Below are 16,321 nucleotides of genomic sequence, written 5' to 3'. Positions count from 1 at the left end.
CCGCGTCGGATATCCGGTGCAGGAAAGTTATCCGCGCCGATGCGTCGGGCCGGAGGGCAAGACTTTCACCGAAGACATCGGCAACACTTTGGAAAAGGCGGATTTAATCCGCGTCGCGACCCCGCGGCCGGGGGATACCGTTTCAGGTCAATTTGTGGCGGAAGGCGAGGCGAGAGGCTACTGGTATTTTGAGGCGTCCTTTCCGGTAAGGGTAAAGGATGCCGCCGGCAATGAGCTTGGCGTCGGTATCGCCCAGGCGCAAAGCGAATGGATGACCACGGAATTCGTGCCTTTTAAAGCCGAAGTTTCCTTCAAAACCCCGACCACCGCCACGGGCACCATTGTCTTTGAGAAAGACAACCCCTCCGGCCTACCGGAACACGACGACCAACTCATAGTGCCGGTGAGATTTTACTAAGCGCATAAAATAAAAAAGTCCGCCGCGCGAGTCAGAAAATTTTGATTTCTGAAACGCGGCGGCGGATAAATCTCTGGCCTTATAATGTTTACTTAGGAATAAAAGGAGAGATGCTAAAAGAACACGATGTTTTGAAAGACAGAGTGTGTACATCTGAAAAGGTTGGATCAGTTGACATTAAAATAACACTATTGATTGATGTTCCAAAAAATAAACTATTAACGCCATAAGGAGTTATGTTTAATTTATTGCCATTGTGTTTTAAATTAACGGATTTTACAAAATTGCTGAAGAAGCCAAGCTGAATATCTTCCAAAAAATTTTTTATTTCCTGAGAATAATTGGTTTCTATTATTATTCCTGATATTTTAGTAAGTGATTCCATTTTTAATCCTTTCTTTTTAATGTCCGTGTTTTTTATCAAAACCCGCGTTTTGATTTCCGTTTCAAATATAAGCATTTTATAAGGGTCTTGTCAATGTTTATTTTTTCCGCAAACATTGCGGGAAAATTTAATGCTTGTATAATTATTTGATATGGAAGAACAAAATTTCGGTTCATTTGGTTCAAACAGTTCTGGCGGCGGGTTTAATTCGCCCGAGCGGCCCAAAAATAATATGGCGGTGCCGATGGCCATCATCATAGCCGGCGCTTTGATAGCTGGGGCGGTTATCTTTAGTAATGGAAAATTGTCTAAGAAAGAATATGGCGGAGAAAGCGAAGCGGCGCGGAGTGGGGAAGAAGAAACGATAAGGGGTCTGGACGCCATCAAGCCGGTGTCGAGCAAAGACCACATCAAGGGCAGTCCCAATGCCACCGTCAAAGTGGTGGAGTATTCCGACACGGAGTGCCCATTCTGCAAAAGAGCGGCGAGGTGGCCTGGGTTTACCGGCATTTCCCAATAGACCAACTTCATTCCAAAGCCCGCAAAGAGGCGGAAGCGGCGGAGTGCGCCGGCGAGCTCGGCGGCAACACGGCCTTCTGGGCTTATCTGGACAGAATTTTTGAAATTACTCCGTCCAACGACGGGCTTGATCCGGCCAGGCTTCCGGAGATAGCGGATTATTTGGAGCTTGATAAGGCGGAATTCAATAAATGTTTGAACAGCGGCAAGTACGCCAAACGGGTGGCAGACGATCTGGCTGGCGGCGCCGATATCGGCGTCCGGGGCACGCCGTTCAGCGTGGTTATCGCCAAAGACGGCCGGAAGACGACCATCAACGGCGCCCAACCTTACGCGGAAGTTAAATCAATAATTGACGCGGCGCTGTCCGGAAAGTAAAATCCTTGCTACCTTGGAACAAGCATGAACAACAAACATCAACACAATCACCATAATCATTCCCATGCTTGTCACGGCGGCCATGGCGGAGATTCTCCCAAGAAAGGAATGGCGCACGACCATCACGACCACGGTGCCATGATGGCCGACCCGACTATGGCCAAAGCGATGGAAGCGGACATGAGATTCCGTTTTTTTGTCGCGTTTATCCTGACGATTCCCATCGTGCTTTACTCTCCCATCGCGGAGAAATTTTTTAATTTCACCCTGCCGGCGCCTTTCGCCGCCGGAGGATTTTTTGCCGACGGAGGAGCAAACCTTGTTTCCTTAATACTGGCTTCCGCGGCGGTTTTCTGGCCGGGTAAAATATTTATTACAGGCGCATGGAGCGCCCTCAAGAAGATGAAGCTGGATATGATGGTGCTGGTGGCCACCGGCGTCGTGGCGGCTTACGCCTTCAGCGCGCTTGTGACTGTCCTGTTTTATATCGGCGCTGTTTCATCGGGAGAGACATTTTTTGACGCGGCGGCCATGCTTATCACTTTCGTGTTGTTCGGACATTGGATGGAAATGCGCTCAAGGCGCGGCACTTCCGAAGCGCTTCGGGCGTTGTTTAATCTCGTGCCGCCCAAAGCCTCGGTTTTAAGGAATGGAAAAGAAGTTTCTGTTTCCACTTCCGAAATCAGACACGGCGACATAGTGGTGCTTCGCCCGGGCGACAAAGTTCCGGTTGACGGCGAGGTTGAGGAAGGCGAGTCAGCGGTGGACGAGTCGCTGGTCACGGGAGAATCTTTGCCCGTGTCCAAAAAAATAGGCGACAAGGTCATCGGCGGCTCGGTCAATCAAAGCGGGATGCTGAAATTCAAAGCCACTCAAATCGGGGCGGAAACACTCTTGGCCCAAATAATCAAAATGGTGGAAACGGCCCAGAACTCCAAAGCGCCCGGCCAGCGCATCGCCGACAAGGCCGCCGCTGGTTGGTACGCTTTTGCCGATGTTTCGTTTTTGACGGCCCTCACTTTCGCCATATCGGCGGTTGTGATCGCCTGTCCGGACGCGCTCGGCCTGGCCACTCCTACGGCCGTGGCGGTGGGAACGGGCATCGGCGCCAAACATAATATACTTATAAAAGACGCCGCCACTCTGGAAAACGCCTCACGCGTAAACACAATTATTTTGGATAAAACGGGGACAATAACGGAAGGCAAGCCGAAAGTTAAAGACATTGCCGTTGCCAATGGTTTTAACGAAAACGACGTTTTAAAATACGCCGCCAACGCCGAGATGGGTTCCAGTCATCCGCTGGCGAAAGCGATAAGCGAAGAGGTTAAAGCCAGAAATTTGCCGCCGGCGCAGATGATGGAGAAGTTTGAGTCGTACGCCGGGCTGGGCGTGCGGGCGGTGATAAAGGGCGTAGCCGTGCTGGCCGGAAAGGAGGCCTTGCTTATAAACCAAGGGGTGGAAATTCCAAACAGCTTGCGGCAAAGCGCCGACAAATTCGCCAAAGAAGGGAAGACGGTGGTGTGGATCTCCGTCGGCGGCAAAGCGGCCGGAGTCATCGCCGCCGCCGATTCGATAAAGTCTGCCGCGCCCCGGACGGATAATGATAACGGGAGACAACCGGCTGACGGCGGAAATAACTTCCAGAGAAACGGGGATTGAAAAATTTTTTGCCGAAGTTCTGCCGCAGGACAAGGCCGCGTACGTCAAAAATTTGCAAGGAGAAGGAAAGTTTGTGGCCATGGTGGGTGATGGTATCAACGATGCCCCAGCCTTAGCCCAAGCAGACATCGGCATTGCCATCGGCGCCGGAACGGACGTGGCCAAGGAAACGGGCAGCATCGTCCTGATGAAGTCCGACCCGTTTGACATAGTGGCCGCCATCCGCTTGAGCAAAGAAACGGTCAAGAAAATGAAGCAGAATCTTTTCTGGGCGGCCATTTACAACGTGCTGGCCATTCCGGTGGCGGCCGGAGTATTCTATTCCAAATTTGGTCTGGCGTTGCGGCCGGAGGTGGCGGCTTTGTTGATGTCGGCCTCCTCTATTATTGTCGCCGTCAATGCGGTATTATTAAAAAGAGTAGAGCCTAAATTAAAAGATTAAAAATAGTAAATGCAAAAAATAAAAGTAAAATTTAATAAAACGGCCCAGCAGTTCTTTTTTTTATCCAATCTTTCCGAGTGGCATTTTTCTTGCAATCCAACATACAACCAATTATGGTTTGAAACTATTGGCCATCTTGATGAGAAAGAAAAAAAAACTCTAAAAAAACTAAAAGCAATTTTTAAAAAATATGATTTTGATGATGAAAACACCAATCATTATTTAGGTAAACCTTTTATTGATTCTGAAGAAAATGATATTTGGGATAATGTATCAAAATCGGTAAGTAAAAAAGAATTTGAAGAATTAAAAATCGCTTTCAAAGTTTTTGAAAAAAAATTCAATATTCTGTGGCTAAAGGATGGAAAAAAAATAGACGCTATATCAAAAAAAATTTATAAGTCAATTAATGACCAAAAAAACAAAAAATTTTTTAAGCTGTTAGAAAATTTATTTGGAAAAATTAACGAAATAATTGTTAATATTTTTATTATCCCCCAAAAAAGTTCATCCATTGCCGGCGGGGCTAATACGAAAAAAGGCGTTATAACATTAGAAATAAGGAGCGCGAAAGATATAAAAGAAGGAATTCTAATGGTACTGCATGAATTATCGCATCATCTTTTTCGGCAATTGCACAAAGATAATATTAAAACCAATTTATCTGATCATGATAAAATAAGTCTTTGCAAAATACCGCTTTTTAAAGAACAAGGGATTAATTCCGGAATTGAAGAAGCTGTTCTATTAACTCTTTCGCCCGATGGTATTTTTAGATCGTATATGCTCGGTAATAGTGAAAAAATGTCACCTGAACTTAAAAAAAATATTTCTCTATCAAATCGGTCTGATTTCGAAAATTATATTATTTATCAGACTAAAGAAAAAATTCTTGATTATATAAAGAATAAAAAACAAATTGATAAAAATTACATCAATTTTGTAGCAAATACTGCAGTTCACTTTACCAAATTAGCAAAGTAAAAGGGTCTTTCGCTGAAAAGCTAAGACCCTTTTGAGTATATATTTTTGATAGACTCGCCAATATGTCCGAAAATTATCTTATTGGCTTCGCATAAAACCGTTTTGCCTGCATGGAAGCTGGGCCAATGATGAGGGCAGCCACCTTTGCATATTTCAAACCATCCGCAATTACCACAAACATCTTTTCTTCTTTGAGAAATGCGGCTGTAGAAATTACTATACAAACTTGACGCAGTAATTTCCTCAATGCTTTTTTCGTTTATATTTCCGAAAATAATTTTGTTGCCAAATAATTCTTCGCACGGCTTAACGTTTCCGTCCCAGTCTATAACCAGAAAATTATTGCACCGATCACTAAGTAAACAATTAAAACAATCATAACCTAAAAAAGATTCAACAATGTCGTCTATATATCCTATAGATATTTTCGGATTGTCTTCTTTAAGCCAGATGTCATATAGTTTGCAAATAAAAATTCCGAACTGTTCGGGGTGAATTGAAAACGGTAGCGCTTTGTTCTCTTCAATTTCAAAACATGGGCTTATCTGAATTTTGGTTACGCCCAACTTTTTGGAGAAATCAAAAATCTCTTGGGGGCAATCAACGTTTCCACTGTGAACAACGACAACTTGGCCAAAAGAAACAGAGTGTTCCTGCAATATTAACACATTGTCTTTTATTTTTTTGAGAATGATTTTATCGTTTTTGTCTTTCCTATAAAAGTTGTGAGATTCCAACGGGCCATCAATACTTAATCCAACCTTAAAATTATTTTCTTTAAAGAATTTAGCCCACCCTTCATTTATCAATGTGCCATTAGTTTGCAGACAATGAGAAAAATTTCTTTTATTATCGGAATGTTTAAAAGTAATTTCAACAACCTGTTTGTAAAAATCAATTCCTCGCAATAATGGTTCGCCGCCGTGCCAAATTATTTCAAACTCGCCATTGTTAGGTAGTATTTTCATCCACGATAACAAGAATTTATCAAAGCAATCAACGCTCATGTGTTTTGAGAAATTGTTTTGCTCTTTATTTCTGTGAAAGCAATAAGCGCAAGCTATATTACAGGTGGTTGAAATCGGATACAACAAGGGATTTATTTTAATCAAAGGAATTCCTCCTCTAAATAGAAACTACGAGGTAGACATTTGCTAGAAAAATATCTACCTCGAAATAATCAGGAAATTAAACTTTTTTTGGATATCTAGCATATCTTCCGCCACATTGCATTTGAGTGTTTTCTGTTTTGACCGAAAACACTTTTGGCGATATAGACGAAGCACCTCTTTTTTTCACAGCTTCTCTTGTTTCCGCAAGCAAAGACATTTTTATCACCTCCTTTCAAAATTAAATTATTAAATAACATGTAAAATACGGTTTTAAATATTCGTATCATGGATTTAATATTTACGCAATAAAACGTCGTAAAATGTCTGTTTTAACCACTATGTGGCAAAAATTTAATCCGGTGGTAAAATAAATTTAAAATATGAAGCACTTGAGCCATGCTTATTTTAATACAGAGCAAGCACCTAAAACGGGAGAAGCCGGTTTATTGATGTCTAATTCCAAAATAACGCAAAAAGACCCCGCTTCGCTGTTCTGGGGCGGCGGGCTTATCATTATTTCCTACATCGTTACCATTGCCGGCACGATCGTTTTTTTAAAGCTGGTGTATTGCATTATTAAGGAGAGGTGTTTAAAATTTAAAAATGATGACAAAAAGTGCGAGTGTTAGGACAATTAAAAGATCTTTAAGTTTCGTTTTGTTGACGGGTGTTTTAGTTTTTTCTTTTATAATTCCGGCGGGTTTTGTCGCCGCCCAAACAGACGACCATACCTTTGAGGCGGAAGCGGAGGGTAAAAAAGTTTGGGACGCTTTGCAGGCTAAAGAAAAAACCTGCGCCGATTTGAATGACGATGATTTTGAATTTTTGGGAGAGTATTATATGGGGCAGATGGCCGGCGAAAGTCACGCGGCGATGAATCAAATGATGATTTCCATGATGGGCGAGGATGGGGAAGAACAAATGCACGCCGTGATGGGCAAGCGTTTGAGCGGATGCGACACGTCAGCCGCTTACCCGACCGATGGCTCCGGCTTTTTGCCGATGATGGGAATGATGAATATGATGGGCGGCGGGATGATGGGCGGCCGTTATTATGGCGGCGATTGGTCGAATTTTATGAACTTTAGCGACACAAATAATATGATGAGTTACGGTTTCGGGCCCTCGTTTCTTTTCGTCGGCTGGATATTCGCCGTTTTGTGGCACATCCTTATAATCGTGGGCATCGTCGTTCTGATAAAATGGCTGTGGGGCAAAATGGGCGGCGCATCTTCATCGGCCGTTAATATTCTCAAAGAACGCTATGCCAAAGGCGAAATAACCAAGCACGAATTCGAAGAGAGGAAGAAAGATTTGAGGTAATTCCGTTAAATACCCTGTGGAATGTCCCGCCCTGGCGGGACCCCGCCCGGCGGGATTCCTCGGGGTTTTGCTTGCTTTTTGATTTTTTGGTATAATATATGCCAATGACACGATTTTTGGCCATAGTTTCCGTTTTTATACTTATTTTCGCGGCGGTTTTAGGCGTTTACGCCATGAACCACCAGACCTGTTTTGACCACAACGGCTGTCTTTTTGAAGCAATTCAAAACAATTTAAGCATCAACAAAGAAGAGATGTTTTCTTTGGTGGTTTTGATTTTCGCTCTGGCGGGCGTTGTTTCAGTTTTCTCTTTCGCCGCTTTTGCCAAAAACGCCCGACTGTTTTTATACTTTATCCGCCGCTTGTTCAGTCAAAACTTTTCCGGCGAATTAAAATTGTTCCATTGGCTTTCCATTCAACTCAACAGTCCCAACTCTTTTTAATTTAACTTACTCATCGACACCGGACTTCGATGAGTATTTTGCTACGTTTTTTGGCGTGGTAAACTATTAAAGTCTATTTAAAAACTAACTATTAAAATCATCAAACAAAAATGAACAATAAAAAATTAATAATTTCCATTTTGGCGCTGGCTGTTATCGGCGGGCTGACTTCCTGGCTGATTCTTGGCAAGAAAGACGGAGGAAGCGCCGAAGGAAATCAAAAGAACAAAATTTACGTGGCGGTGGAGGAAGAGGGCAAAATTGCCGTCCTGGACGCCGCCAGCAATGAAGTGATCAAAAACATTGACCTGTCGCAGGAATCGGCGGAGGGAAAAATATTCTTTATGCCGCACAACGTGCAGGTCGCGCCAAACGGCAAAACCGTCTGGGTGACCGGCAACGCCATGGCTAAAAAAGAAGCGCAAAAACAATCTTTTCTCTTCATCAAACAAGCCAGAGCCGATGAAGGGCACGGCATGGAAAGCACCAGCAACGAAGACCAGCTTATCGTCATTGATTCTTATCTGGATGAGATCGTAAAAAGAATTCCCCTGGGGACAGACATGCACCTTTCCCACGTGGCGCTCACGCCGGACAGTCGGTACGCCATAGCGGCTTCGCAAGGCAAGGGTATCGTGTATAAAGTCAATGCTATGACTTATGAAGTGGAGAAACAGACGATGACAAAAACCGGCGCCGAGCCGCACGGGTTGAGAATTTCTCCCGACGGCAAAACCGCCTACATAGCGATGCTTAAAGGCAAAAGCCTCGGTATTCTTGATGTTGGCAGCATGAGTTTGAGCGACGTGCCGCTTAAAGGCGCGGCGGTGCAAAGCGGCGTAACACCCGATGGCAAGTACGCCCTGGCCTCAGTTTACGACGCTAAAGCGCTGGCTGTTTACGACATTGCCAATAAAAAATTAAGCTACGTTGATTTGCCCGGCGACGCCAAAGGACCGGTGCAGCTTTACCCGACTCCTGATTCCAAATTTGTTTACATGGCCGACCAGGGTTATTACTTCGATCAGCCGACGGGAGATTACGTTTACAAGATCAACATGCAGGATATGAGCATCGTCGGAAAAATCAAAGCCGGTTCGGCTCCTCACGGCGTGGCGGTTTCCCAAGACGGTAAAAAAGTTTACATCACTAATTTGTTGAGCAACGACGTTTCGGTGATAGACACGGCAAGCGACGCGGAAACGGCGAGAATATCCGTCGGCAAAATGCCCAACGGCGTCAGCGAAATGTCCGGAGGCGTGGCGATGGCGAATGAAAAAGCGGGAACAATTTCATTTGAAGACGATTATTTCAATTTCGGCACGGTTTCCATGTCCAAAGGCAACGTCAATCACACGTTCAAGATGAGAAACACCGGAGACAAGCCGGTAAAGATTTCCGGCATTTACACTTCCTGCATGTGCACGGAGGCAACGCTTACGGCGGTTGGCGGCAAAAAATTCGGGCCGTTCGGGATGAAAGGCCACGGCGGTAATAATTACGCCAACGTGACGATGATGCCCGGCGAAGAAATGATGGTGGAAACGACGGTTGACCCGACCGCCCACGGGCCGCAAGGCACCGGTCCGGCCAAAAAAGCGATTTACATTGAAACCGATTCGTCCAGGGAGCCGATGCGTCTGATGATGGACATTAACGTCACTCCGTAGTCGCAGTAAAATCAAGGGCCGTCCTGAATCATTATCAAGGTCGGTCCTTGGTGTAAAATGAACCTGAAATTTTATTCACTGAAAATAGCTTTGATTTCCGCCGTTTTCGGACTGCTGGCAATAACTGTTATCGGCCTTTTTGCCATGCTCACTTCGCCGCAATTTATCCCGGGCTATTCTTTGGCTTTTCTGGCCGGGTTGTCCATGATATTTTTGCCCTGCACTTTCCCTTTGATTTTTATCATCGTGCCTCTGGCGCTATCGCGACAGGCGGGCAAGGGGATTATAATGGCGTTGCTTTTCGGCGCGGGGCTGATTTTAACCTTCGCTCTTTACGGCTTGGCGCTTGGCTGGCTGGGAGGATTTGTCCAGCTTTATAAAGTGATAAGTTATATGCTGGTGTTGGGCGGCGCGACGGCGTTGTTGTTTGGTGTTTCCGAGCTAGGCCTAGTGAAATTTAAACTGCCGTTCAAACAGACGATACTGCCCGCGTCATTGCAGAATAAAAACGATTACATTAAAAGCTTTTTTCTGGGCTTTTTTCTGGGTAATGCCGGCGTCGGCTGTCCGAATCCCGCTTTTTACATTCTGTTCGGTTATGTGGCTACGCTTGGATTGCCCGCGGTGGGCGCCTCTCTTGGAGCCTTGCACGGACTAGGAAGGCTCTTGCCGCTGTTGTTTCTGGTGGCGCTGGCGCTGTTTGGCGTAAACGCCTCGGGGAAAATAGTCCTCTATCAGGACAAAGTAAAAAAATGGGTCGCCTGGGCGATGGTCGGGCTGGGAGCATTTATTTTAAACTACGGCGTTTTCGGCATGGCCTGGTTTGAGAAGTCCATAATCCACGAAGGATGGAACAAATTTCTGGAAACTGTCGCGCCGAAGATAGCGGAATCGGAAATACTGGAATCATCGCTTCAAATTCCGGAAGGCAGGGGAGGAGTATTGCCCTGGATTTCTTTGGCGGGTATTATCGGAATAATTATTTTTTGGAATTTTATAAATAAAAAATATGCTAAAAATAACATTAATCAGGCCTAACGGGTGCGCTCATTGCGTTTCCGTAAAAAAAGCGATTGAAAAATTAAAAACCGACTACCCGGAACTTGTTCTGGAGGAGGTGGATATGTTCTCCAAAGAAGGTATGGAACTGGTGCAGAAACATCATATTCTTTCCAGCCCGGGTATTTTGATAAACGAAGAATTCTTTGCCATGGGCGGAGCCACGGAGGAACAATTAAGAAACAAAATTGAGGAATTAAGAAAAATTAAAAAATAAGCCGAAAGGCAAAAATTTATGCAACAAAATCGTTCGTTTCAGGCAAGTATTCTGGTCGCCTCTTTGATTGTGGCCGGATCGCTGGTTTACTCGGCCAATAAAAAATCGTCAGAAACAAAAACGGAAGCTTCGGCGGAAACCTCGGAGCAGTTTCAAAATCAGTCCGCCGGAGAAATAATCGCGCTTGAGAGTACCATCCTGCCGGTGAAATGGGGAGATTTGGGCGCGAGGATGGCCAGCGTCGGCGTGATAGACAAAGAAGAATTTTTGGAAATTTACGCCAGTCGGGGCGGGTTGGACGATTATGAGCGCCGCCTGTTGGAAGAAAGCGATAACGGCAATCTGGAAATAAACGAAAGAAACGCCGGAGTGATTTTAAATCTTCTTTGGGCGCTGGGCCTGGGCAATAAAAATCCAATTTTGGAAAAAGGGCCGATGAGCGACCAAAAATATGGCGGAGCAGACAGATTCGCTTCCACCGGCGGCTGGACGCTGGCAAGAGGCAACGCAATGGACCATTATTCCCGCCACCCGCTTATCGTCTTAACCGGCGAGCAGCAAAAATTGGTGGAAAAAGTTTCCAAAGGGATTTACCGCCCTTGCTGCGGCAATTCCACTTATTTCCCCGACTGCAATCACGGCATGGCGATGCTCGGTTTTCTGGAACTGATGGCTTCGCAGGGAATTGGCGAGAAAGAAATGTACGAAGCGGCTTTGAAGCTCAACTCGTTCTGGTTTCCGGACACCTACGCGACAATCGCTCAATATTTGGCAGGCAAGGGGATAAAATGGGAAAATGCCGACCCTCAAGAAATTTTGGGGTATAATTATTCCAGCGGCCCGGGATTCTTGAAAATAAAACAGGAACTGGAAGCCAGGTCAAACGGTTCCAACCAGAGGCCTAAATCCGGCGGCGGCTGCGGAGTGTAAAATTCCAAATTTTGTTTTTGAACTTTAAATCGGTCGAAATTATTAAAAGTTAAAAAATAATTTTATGCTTCAGAAAAATAAGTTCGCTTTTGCCGTCGCTGATGTTATGGCCGCCGTCGGCGCTTTGTGCGCCGGTTTGGTGGCGATTGCTCCCGAATTGGCGGCCAAGCTAGCCGGCTCCATTATGCACCTGGTCAACATTGATCCGGCTATGAAAATAACCTGGGGAGGGTTTTTCCTCGGTTTGGTCCAGGTTTGGGTTTACTCCTTCATTCTAGCCTACGTCTTTGCCTGGATTCACAACAAATACAGCGAGCAGGCAAGGTAATTAAAAACCCGTAAATTCTGAAAAATAACGGCTTATTTAGGCCGTTATTTTTTCTATTGACAAAATTAGGTTTATAGTGTAAACTTCTTGCAGAATTGAAAATTTAATAAAAATTGGAAAATTTATCTTTTTTGAATTTTTCTGAAAGGAGAGGAAAAATGTATAGCTTAAGAACTGTCGTTTTGGTAGCAATACTCGCCTTTAATTTTTCAGGTGTAGGAACTTTCTTGGGAGTTTTCTTGGTTATGGACGCCAAGATTAAAGAAGAGCGAGCTACCTTCTCGGAAGCGACCGCCAAGATTAGAAAAAGAGTCCATCTCCTGAAAATGAAAGTCAAGGAGATCAAAGAAGCGCAGAAAGTGCAGGCAGAGGAGGGGTACAATGGGATCACACTCGGGATGTGGGTTAAGGCAAACCCGCAATTTGGGAATAGGGTTGCCGGAAAGGTACTTGCCTTTAAGTATAGGGGCGAGGCATACCCGCTTGCTGTTCTAAAGGGAGGCCGGGAGATTTCTGTGTTTTGGCTTGAGCCAATGAAAACACAGCGGTAGAAGATAATTTTCAAAAACAAAAATAATTCTGCCGTTATGGGTTATTGAGTCATTAACATTGATTCGATTCTTTGCCCATAACGGCCTTTTTCTTTTAGAACCTATTTTGCCTATCGTTCAAATAGGTTCCGGTGTGTTTTTTATCTGTGGCATTAGTGCTTTGAGTTGAGTTTGAGACTATGTTGCCTTAAATTTTTCCGTGTAATATAATAAATTCATGAAAGTAAATATCAAGGTTACCAATATGCAGCTTACTCCGCAAATCACCGATTACGCGGAGAAGAAGGTTGGCGGACTGGACAAGTTCATCAGTCGGATGGACGAGAGCGTCCAGGCGTGGGTGGAGATAGGTCGGACGACGGCGCATCATCTGAAGGGTGATGTTTATCGCGCGGAAATTCAGATTCGCGTTCCGCATAACCCCAAAGGGGCGAGAGTGGAGGCGACGCACGAGGACCTTTACGCCGCCATAGACGAGGCTTACGGTCTGATGAAACTGGAGCTGGAAAAAATAAAAGACAAGAAAATTTCCGTGGTCAGGAGAAGCGCCAGAATTTTTAAGAAATTTATCCCGTTTTTGGGAGAATAGAAAATGAAGAACAGAGTACATTGGCTTATATTTATCGTAATGGTAGCCGGTTCGTCAGGTACGGTATTTGGTTTTTATCGAACATTTAATATAGAGCAAAAATTTTTAAGCGAGCAGATCGCGAAAGCGCAGATCATGCGTGGCGACAGCGCTTCAAAAAGCAGCGCCTCAAGTGAAATAAAAAAAGAACAAATGAATACAAAAAACAATGATATAAAATACGTCACCCTTAAAACCAATTTTGGCGACGTTAAGTTGGAGCTTTTTTACAAAGACGCGCCGCTGACGGTAGGCAACTTTATAAAGTTATCCACGTCGGGGTTTTACGACGGGGTTAAATTCCACAGGGTCATCAAAGGATTTATGATTCAAGGCGGAGATCCCAACAGCAAAGACGACGACTGGTCCAACGACGCGAAATAAATTCTCATAAATTGGTAAAAGGCGTTTTGGCGATGGCCAACGCGGGACCGAACACCAACGGCAGCCAATTCTTCATCGTTACGGCGGAAAGCACTCCCTGGCTGGACGGACGGCACACCGCTTTCGGCAAAGTCGTTTCCGGAATGGATGTAGTGGATAAAATAGAAAACGTGGCTACCGATAAATCGCGCGGCGATCATCCGATAAAGGATGTTGTCATAAAATCCGTTGTCGTTGAAGAGTAAAACGGGGTTAGGTTTGGCTTATGAAATTTCTCATAAAAGAGCTGGTTGACGAAGGAGTTTTGAAAACGCCGGCTATTATTGATGCCTTCAATAAAATAGACCGGAAAGATTTTGTCCCGGAGGATTTAAAAGATAAAGCTTATCTGAACGCGCCGCTGCCCATAGGCTACGGACAAACAATCTCCCAGCCGTTGACGGTGGCCTTTATGCTGGAGTTGCTTCAGCCGGAGAGGGGAAATAGGATTTTAGAAATCGGCTCTGGCTCTGGTTGGCAGACAGCGCTGTTGGCGCACATAGTCTACGATGTCCGACCTGCCACGTTAAACGATTCCCAACGTGGCAGGTCGGACATCGGTGGTAAGGTTTTTGCCATAGAACTTATTCCGGAACTAATTTTTACAAAAGAAAAATCGCCGAGTTTCATTGCTTTAACGCCGTTAAAGGTATGCCGGAAAACGCGCCGTTTGACAGGATAATTTCCGCCGCCGCGGGAGAGGAAATTCCGTCGGCGTGGAAAGAACAGCTTAAAACCGGCGGCAGGCTGGTGGCGCCGGTAAAGGGCTCTATAATTTTGCTGACCAGAAAATCAGAAACCGAATTCAAAGCCGAAGAGTATCCCGGCTTCGCTTTCGTGCCGCTGGTTTATGGCTAGCGGTTTCCTTTCAAAAAATCTTCGTAACTCATTTCGTTTCTTCCTTCCGGTTTTACTTTTTTTATTTTTAGTTCGCCTGTTTCGGACAACTCCATATCTGTGATTATTACGCGGATTTTGCTGCCATCTTTTTCGGTAAAATAATAAATTCCCGGCCAGGGCTGGAAAGCTAAAAACTTACGGTAAACAATCTCCGGGCTGTTTTTCTCCAAATCCACCAAGCCGTCTTCTTTGGTGATTTTTTTGGTGAAAGTGGCTTTGGCGTGGTCTTGTTCTTGAGCTTTAATTTCTCTTTTTACCCATTTCGAAATCACATCAACCAACATCTGCCCGCCCAACTCCGCCAGTTTTTCCTCTAATTCTTTTGCATTCAGATTTGAGTTTTTAGATTTGAGATTTGAGATTGACAAAATTGGCCCATGATCTACCAGTTCATCCATCAGCATTATTGTCACCCCTGTTTTTTCTTCTCCGCTTAAAATAAAAGATTGGATGGGGGATGGGCCGCGAAATTTCGGCAAAAGCGACGGGTGGACGTTAAGCGTTCCGAATTTGGGAATTTCCAGAACCGATTTTGGAATTATTTTTCCGTAAGCGGCAACGATAAAAAGCGAGAATTCAGAATCAGGAATCATGAATAAAGAGGGGTTAAGTTTTTCCGGTTGAATTATCTTGATTTGATTTTTGATTCTTGATTCATAATTCGTAATTCTCTCCTTCACCGGCGGGGGAGTGAGGACCATCTTCCGCCCCTGAGGTTTATCCGGGGTAGTTACGACAAGACTTGGAACATAGCCGTTCTCAATCAATTTATCAAGAATTTTAACGGCAAATTCCGAAGTGCCGAAAAAGACGAGGTTGAGATTTTTTGTGGTTGACATGTGTTCTTTGTTATGTTTTACTTACCTAAAATCTTTAACAAGTTTATATTAATTCATTTTTTAACTTTAAGAAAGGAGAAAGAGAATGAAAGAAGAAGAATTGTATTTGCAAGTTTCTAATGCTCTAAGACCATTGATTCAGGCGACAGAAAACCTGATAAAAAATGCATTCATTAAGGAGAATAGAGAAAATATTAAGACATGGGTAATGGATAAGAGTTTAAATGACGAGTATAACAGCGCAAGGGGAAATGGTGCCGATAAATTTATGCACATATCAGCAGACAAGAAAGAGAAATTTCAAGTTGATAAGGAAGTGTTTAAATTTGCCTATTCGTTTTTTTGGAACGATCCTTCTGCTGGATTATTTGGTAAAAGTGGGTGTGGTAAATGAAAACTACACAATTGGAACCATTTATATAAGGCCAAAAATCTTTCTTCTTGCTGAGAAGAGTCCCGAGGAGCTCATCGCCACAATGGACTCCAAACAATGGTGGAGAGATGTGTTCATTCCAGAACTAGAAAAAAAGAATAAATAATTTTTATCAAAAACCCTGAACGACCAAACTGTGTCGTTCAGGGTTTTATTTTTTATGTTATCTATATTTTTTCTGGATTTTCAATCTTTTCCAGATTAGTGGCAAAGTCGGTGAAGAGAACGCCGTTTAGGTGGTCCATTTCGTGCTGGAAGATTTGAGCCAGGAGGCCGCTGGCGCCGCGGGAAAATTTTTGGCCGTTTTCGTTTATCGCTTCAACGGCGGCCTTTTCCGCTCTGGCTATCGTGCCGAAAATTCCCGCCACGCTCAAACAGCCCTCGCGGACGATTTGTTTTTTCTTTGATAATTTTGTGATCTTGGGATTTATGAAAACGACGACGGGTTTTATGGTATTTTTTTCTTTTTCGCTTTTTTTGTCGGAGGTTTCTTCTTTTTGTTTTTCAATTTCCTCCGGTTTTATATCATAAAACTCTTTAAGAACGATAAAAATCCGCAAAGGGATGTTGATTTGCGGCGCGGCCAAAGCCACTCCGTCCGGCGTGGCGGAAAGAGTTTTGGCCATATCGGCGAGGAGTTTCTTTATTTTTTCGCTCTTTATTTCTTCCGGCGGCAC

General features: G+C 44.4%; 21 protein-coding genes and 2 pseudogenes. 19 read left to right on the top strand and 4 right to left on the bottom strand.

What is annotated here, in order from left to right; translation table 11 throughout:
• On the top strand, positions 1-418 hold a 418-nt coding region (locus HUT38_03800), incomplete at its 5' end, for a hypothetical protein (GenBank protein ID NUQ57578.1).
• 88 nt (positions 419-506) lie between these two features.
• Here HUT38_03800 and HUT38_03795 read toward each other — a convergent pair.
• A complete protein-coding gene (locus tag HUT38_03795; GenBank protein ID NUQ57577.1) occupies positions 507-878 on the bottom strand; it encodes a hypothetical protein in 372 nt (123 codons plus the stop codon).
• Between the two features lie 76 nt (positions 879-954).
• Between HUT38_03795 and HUT38_03790 the strand changes: the two genes are divergently transcribed.
• The 4 genes and pseudogenes from HUT38_03790 (at position 955) to HUT38_03775 (ending at position 4,788) form a co-directional block, all read left to right on the top strand.
• Positions 955-1,323 (top strand): thioredoxin domain-containing protein, encoded by a 369-nt coding sequence (locus HUT38_03790; protein NUQ57576.1) that lies wholly within the window; start codon positions 955-957, stop codon positions 1,321-1,323.
• Positions 1,266-1,700: a thioredoxin domain-containing protein gene (locus HUT38_03785; GenBank protein NUQ57575.1), complete on the top strand. Its 435-nt coding sequence runs from the start codon at positions 1,266-1,268 to the stop codon at positions 1,698-1,700. Before HUT38_03790 ends, HUT38_03785 begins: the two co-directional genes overlap by 58 nt.
• A gap of 168 nt (positions 1,701-1,868) precedes the next feature.
• Positions 1,869-3,804: pseudogene (gene cadA, locus HUT38_03780) on the top strand (cadmium-translocating P-type ATPase).
• 9 nt (positions 3,805-3,813) lie between these two features.
• The gene (locus HUT38_03775) at positions 3,814-4,788 is read left to right on the top strand and encodes a hypothetical protein (GenBank protein ID NUQ57574.1); all 975 of its coding nucleotides are present in this window, start codon (positions 3,814-3,816) and stop codon (positions 4,786-4,788) included.
• Between the two features lie 20 nt (positions 4,789-4,808).
• Here the strand turns inward: HUT38_03775 and HUT38_03770 are convergent, their stop codons facing one another.
• Complete coding sequence (locus HUT38_03770) at positions 4,809-5,900, bottom strand: SPASM domain-containing protein (GenBank protein NUQ57573.1); 1,092 nt, start codon at positions 5,898-5,900, stop codon at positions 4,809-4,811.
• 380 nt (positions 5,901-6,280) lie between these two features.
• On the opposite strand from HUT38_03770, the gene HUT38_03765 reads away from it, so the two are divergent.
• The 13 genes and pseudogenes from HUT38_03765 to HUT38_03705 all read left to right on the top strand — a co-directional run bounded on the left by HUT38_03765 (position 6,281) and on the right by HUT38_03705 (position 14,330).
• Positions 6,281-6,529 carry a hypothetical protein gene (locus tag HUT38_03765; GenBank protein NUQ57572.1) on the top strand — a complete coding sequence of 83 codons (249 nt, stop codon included), beginning with the start codon at positions 6,281-6,283 and terminating at the stop codon, positions 6,527-6,529.
• Positions 6,530-6,902: 373 nt separating this feature from the next.
• Entirely contained in the window at positions 6,903-7,223 is a 321-nt protein-coding gene (locus HUT38_03760; protein ID NUQ57571.1) for an SHOCT domain-containing protein, read from the top strand.
• Between the two features lie 104 nt (positions 7,224-7,327).
• Positions 7,328-7,666, top strand: a complete 339-nt coding sequence (locus HUT38_03755; protein ID NUQ57570.1) for a hypothetical protein — start codon at positions 7,328-7,330, stop codon at positions 7,664-7,666.
• Between the two features lie 110 nt (positions 7,667-7,776).
• Positions 7,777-9,336 carry a DUF1573 domain-containing protein gene (locus tag HUT38_03750; protein ID NUQ57569.1) on the top strand — a complete coding sequence of 520 codons (1,560 nt, stop codon included), beginning with the start codon at positions 7,777-7,779 and terminating at the stop codon, positions 9,334-9,336.
• Positions 9,337-9,393: 57 nt separating this feature from the next.
• A complete protein-coding gene (locus HUT38_03745; protein NUQ57568.1) occupies positions 9,394-10,374 on the top strand; it encodes a cytochrome C biogenesis protein in 981 nt (326 codons plus the stop codon).
• Positions 10,346-10,612 carry a thioredoxin family protein gene (locus tag HUT38_03740; protein ID NUQ57567.1) on the top strand — a complete coding sequence of 89 codons (267 nt, stop codon included), beginning with the start codon at positions 10,346-10,348 and terminating at the stop codon, positions 10,610-10,612. Before HUT38_03745 ends, HUT38_03740 begins: the two co-directional genes overlap by 29 nt.
• An 18-nt stretch (positions 10,613-10,630) precedes the next feature.
• Entirely contained in the window at positions 10,631-11,542 is a 912-nt protein-coding gene (locus HUT38_03735; protein ID NUQ57566.1) for a hypothetical protein, read from the top strand.
• Between the two features lie 64 nt (positions 11,543-11,606).
• Positions 11,607-11,870, top strand: a complete 264-nt coding sequence (locus tag HUT38_03730) for a hypothetical protein (protein NUQ57565.1) — start codon at positions 11,607-11,609, stop codon at positions 11,868-11,870.
• Positions 11,871-12,001: 131 nt separating this feature from the next.
• A complete protein-coding gene (locus HUT38_03725; protein ID NUQ57564.1) occupies positions 12,002-12,421 on the top strand; it encodes a hypothetical protein in 420 nt (139 codons plus the stop codon).
• Between the two features lie 217 nt (positions 12,422-12,638).
• Positions 12,639-13,010 (top strand): ribosome-associated translation inhibitor RaiA, encoded by a 372-nt coding sequence (gene raiA, locus HUT38_03720; protein NUQ57563.1) that lies wholly within the window; start codon positions 12,639-12,641, stop codon positions 13,008-13,010.
• Positions 13,011-13,202: 192 nt separating this feature from the next.
• Positions 13,203-13,678: pseudogene (locus tag HUT38_03715) on the top strand (peptidylprolyl isomerase).
• A gap of 20 nt (positions 13,679-13,698) precedes the next feature.
• Positions 13,699-14,154 (top strand): hypothetical protein, encoded by a 456-nt coding sequence (locus tag HUT38_03710; protein ID NUQ57562.1) that lies wholly within the window; start codon positions 13,699-13,701, stop codon positions 14,152-14,154.
• Positions 14,124-14,330 (top strand): hypothetical protein, encoded by a 207-nt coding sequence (locus tag HUT38_03705; protein NUQ57561.1) that lies wholly within the window; start codon positions 14,124-14,126, stop codon positions 14,328-14,330. Before HUT38_03710 ends, HUT38_03705 begins: the two co-directional genes overlap by 31 nt.
• Here the strand turns inward: HUT38_03705 and fmt are convergent.
• Entirely contained in the window at positions 14,327-15,211 is an 885-nt protein-coding gene (fmt, locus tag HUT38_03700) for a methionyl-tRNA formyltransferase (GenBank protein ID NUQ57560.1), read from the bottom strand. The two genes, HUT38_03705 and fmt, sit on opposite strands and share 4 nt — an antisense overlap.
• An 85-nt stretch (positions 15,212-15,296) precedes the next feature.
• Here fmt and HUT38_03695 point away from each other — a divergent pair, with 85 nt between their 5' ends.
• Positions 15,297-15,605 (top strand): hypothetical protein, encoded by a 309-nt coding sequence (locus HUT38_03695; GenBank protein NUQ57559.1) that lies wholly within the window; start codon positions 15,297-15,299, stop codon positions 15,603-15,605.
• 206 nt (positions 15,606-15,811) lie between these two features.
• Here HUT38_03695 and HUT38_03690 read toward each other — a convergent pair.
• On the bottom strand, positions 15,812-16,321 hold a 510-nt coding region (locus tag HUT38_03690), incomplete at its 5' end, for a peptide deformylase (GenBank protein ID NUQ57558.1).

Origin of the sequence: Candidatus Paceibacter sp., assembly GCA_013360865.1 — a bacterium.
Lineage (GTDB): Bacteria > Patescibacteriota > Minisyncoccia > UBA9983 > UBA9983 > SURF-57.
Note: the sequence above shows the minus strand (reverse complement) of the source record. Positions and strands in the feature narration are given on the sequence as shown.

Bases quoted from the DNA above. Each gene is read 5' to 3' on its own strand.
- HUT38_03795 (NUQ57577.1), bottom strand. From the start codon at position 878: ATGCTTATATTTGAAACGGAAATCAAAACGCGGGTTTTGATAAAAAAC.
- HUT38_03790 (NUQ57576.1), top strand. From the start codon at position 955: ATGGAAGAACAAAATTTCGGTTCATTTGGTTCAAACAGTTCTGGCGGC.
- HUT38_03775 (NUQ57574.1), top strand. From the start codon at position 3,814: ATGCAAAAAATAAAAGTAAAATTTAATAAAACGGCCCAGCAGTTCTTT.
- HUT38_03765 (NUQ57572.1), top strand. From the start codon at position 6,281: ATGAAGCACTTGAGCCATGCTTATTTTAATACAGAGCAAGCACCTAAA.
- HUT38_03760 (NUQ57571.1), top strand. From the start codon at position 6,903: ATGATGGGAATGATGAATATGATGGGCGGCGGGATGATGGGCGGCCGT.
- HUT38_03755 (NUQ57570.1), top strand. From the start codon at position 7,328: ATGACACGATTTTTGGCCATAGTTTCCGTTTTTATACTTATTTTCGCG.
- HUT38_03750 (NUQ57569.1), top strand. From the start codon at position 7,777: ATGAACAATAAAAAATTAATAATTTCCATTTTGGCGCTGGCTGTTATC.
- HUT38_03745 (NUQ57568.1), top strand. From the start codon at position 9,394: ATGAACCTGAAATTTTATTCACTGAAAATAGCTTTGATTTCCGCCGTT.
- HUT38_03740 (NUQ57567.1), top strand. From the start codon at position 10,346: ATGCTAAAAATAACATTAATCAGGCCTAACGGGTGCGCTCATTGCGTT.
- HUT38_03735 (NUQ57566.1), top strand. From the start codon at position 10,631: ATGCAACAAAATCGTTCGTTTCAGGCAAGTATTCTGGTCGCCTCTTTG.
- HUT38_03730 (NUQ57565.1), top strand. From the start codon at position 11,607: ATGCTTCAGAAAAATAAGTTCGCTTTTGCCGTCGCTGATGTTATGGCC.
- raiA (NUQ57563.1), top strand. From the start codon at position 12,639: ATGAAAGTAAATATCAAGGTTACCAATATGCAGCTTACTCCGCAAATC.
- HUT38_03710 (NUQ57562.1), top strand. From the start codon at position 13,699: ATGAAATTTCTCATAAAAGAGCTGGTTGACGAAGGAGTTTTGAAAACG.
- HUT38_03705 (NUQ57561.1), top strand. From the start codon at position 14,124: ATGCCGGAAAACGCGCCGTTTGACAGGATAATTTCCGCCGCCGCGGGA.
- fmt (NUQ57560.1), bottom strand. From the start codon at position 15,211: ATGTCAACCACAAAAAATCTCAACCTCGTCTTTTTCGGCACTTCGGAA.
- HUT38_03695 (NUQ57559.1), top strand. From the start codon at position 15,297: ATGAAAGAAGAAGAATTGTATTTGCAAGTTTCTAATGCTCTAAGACCA.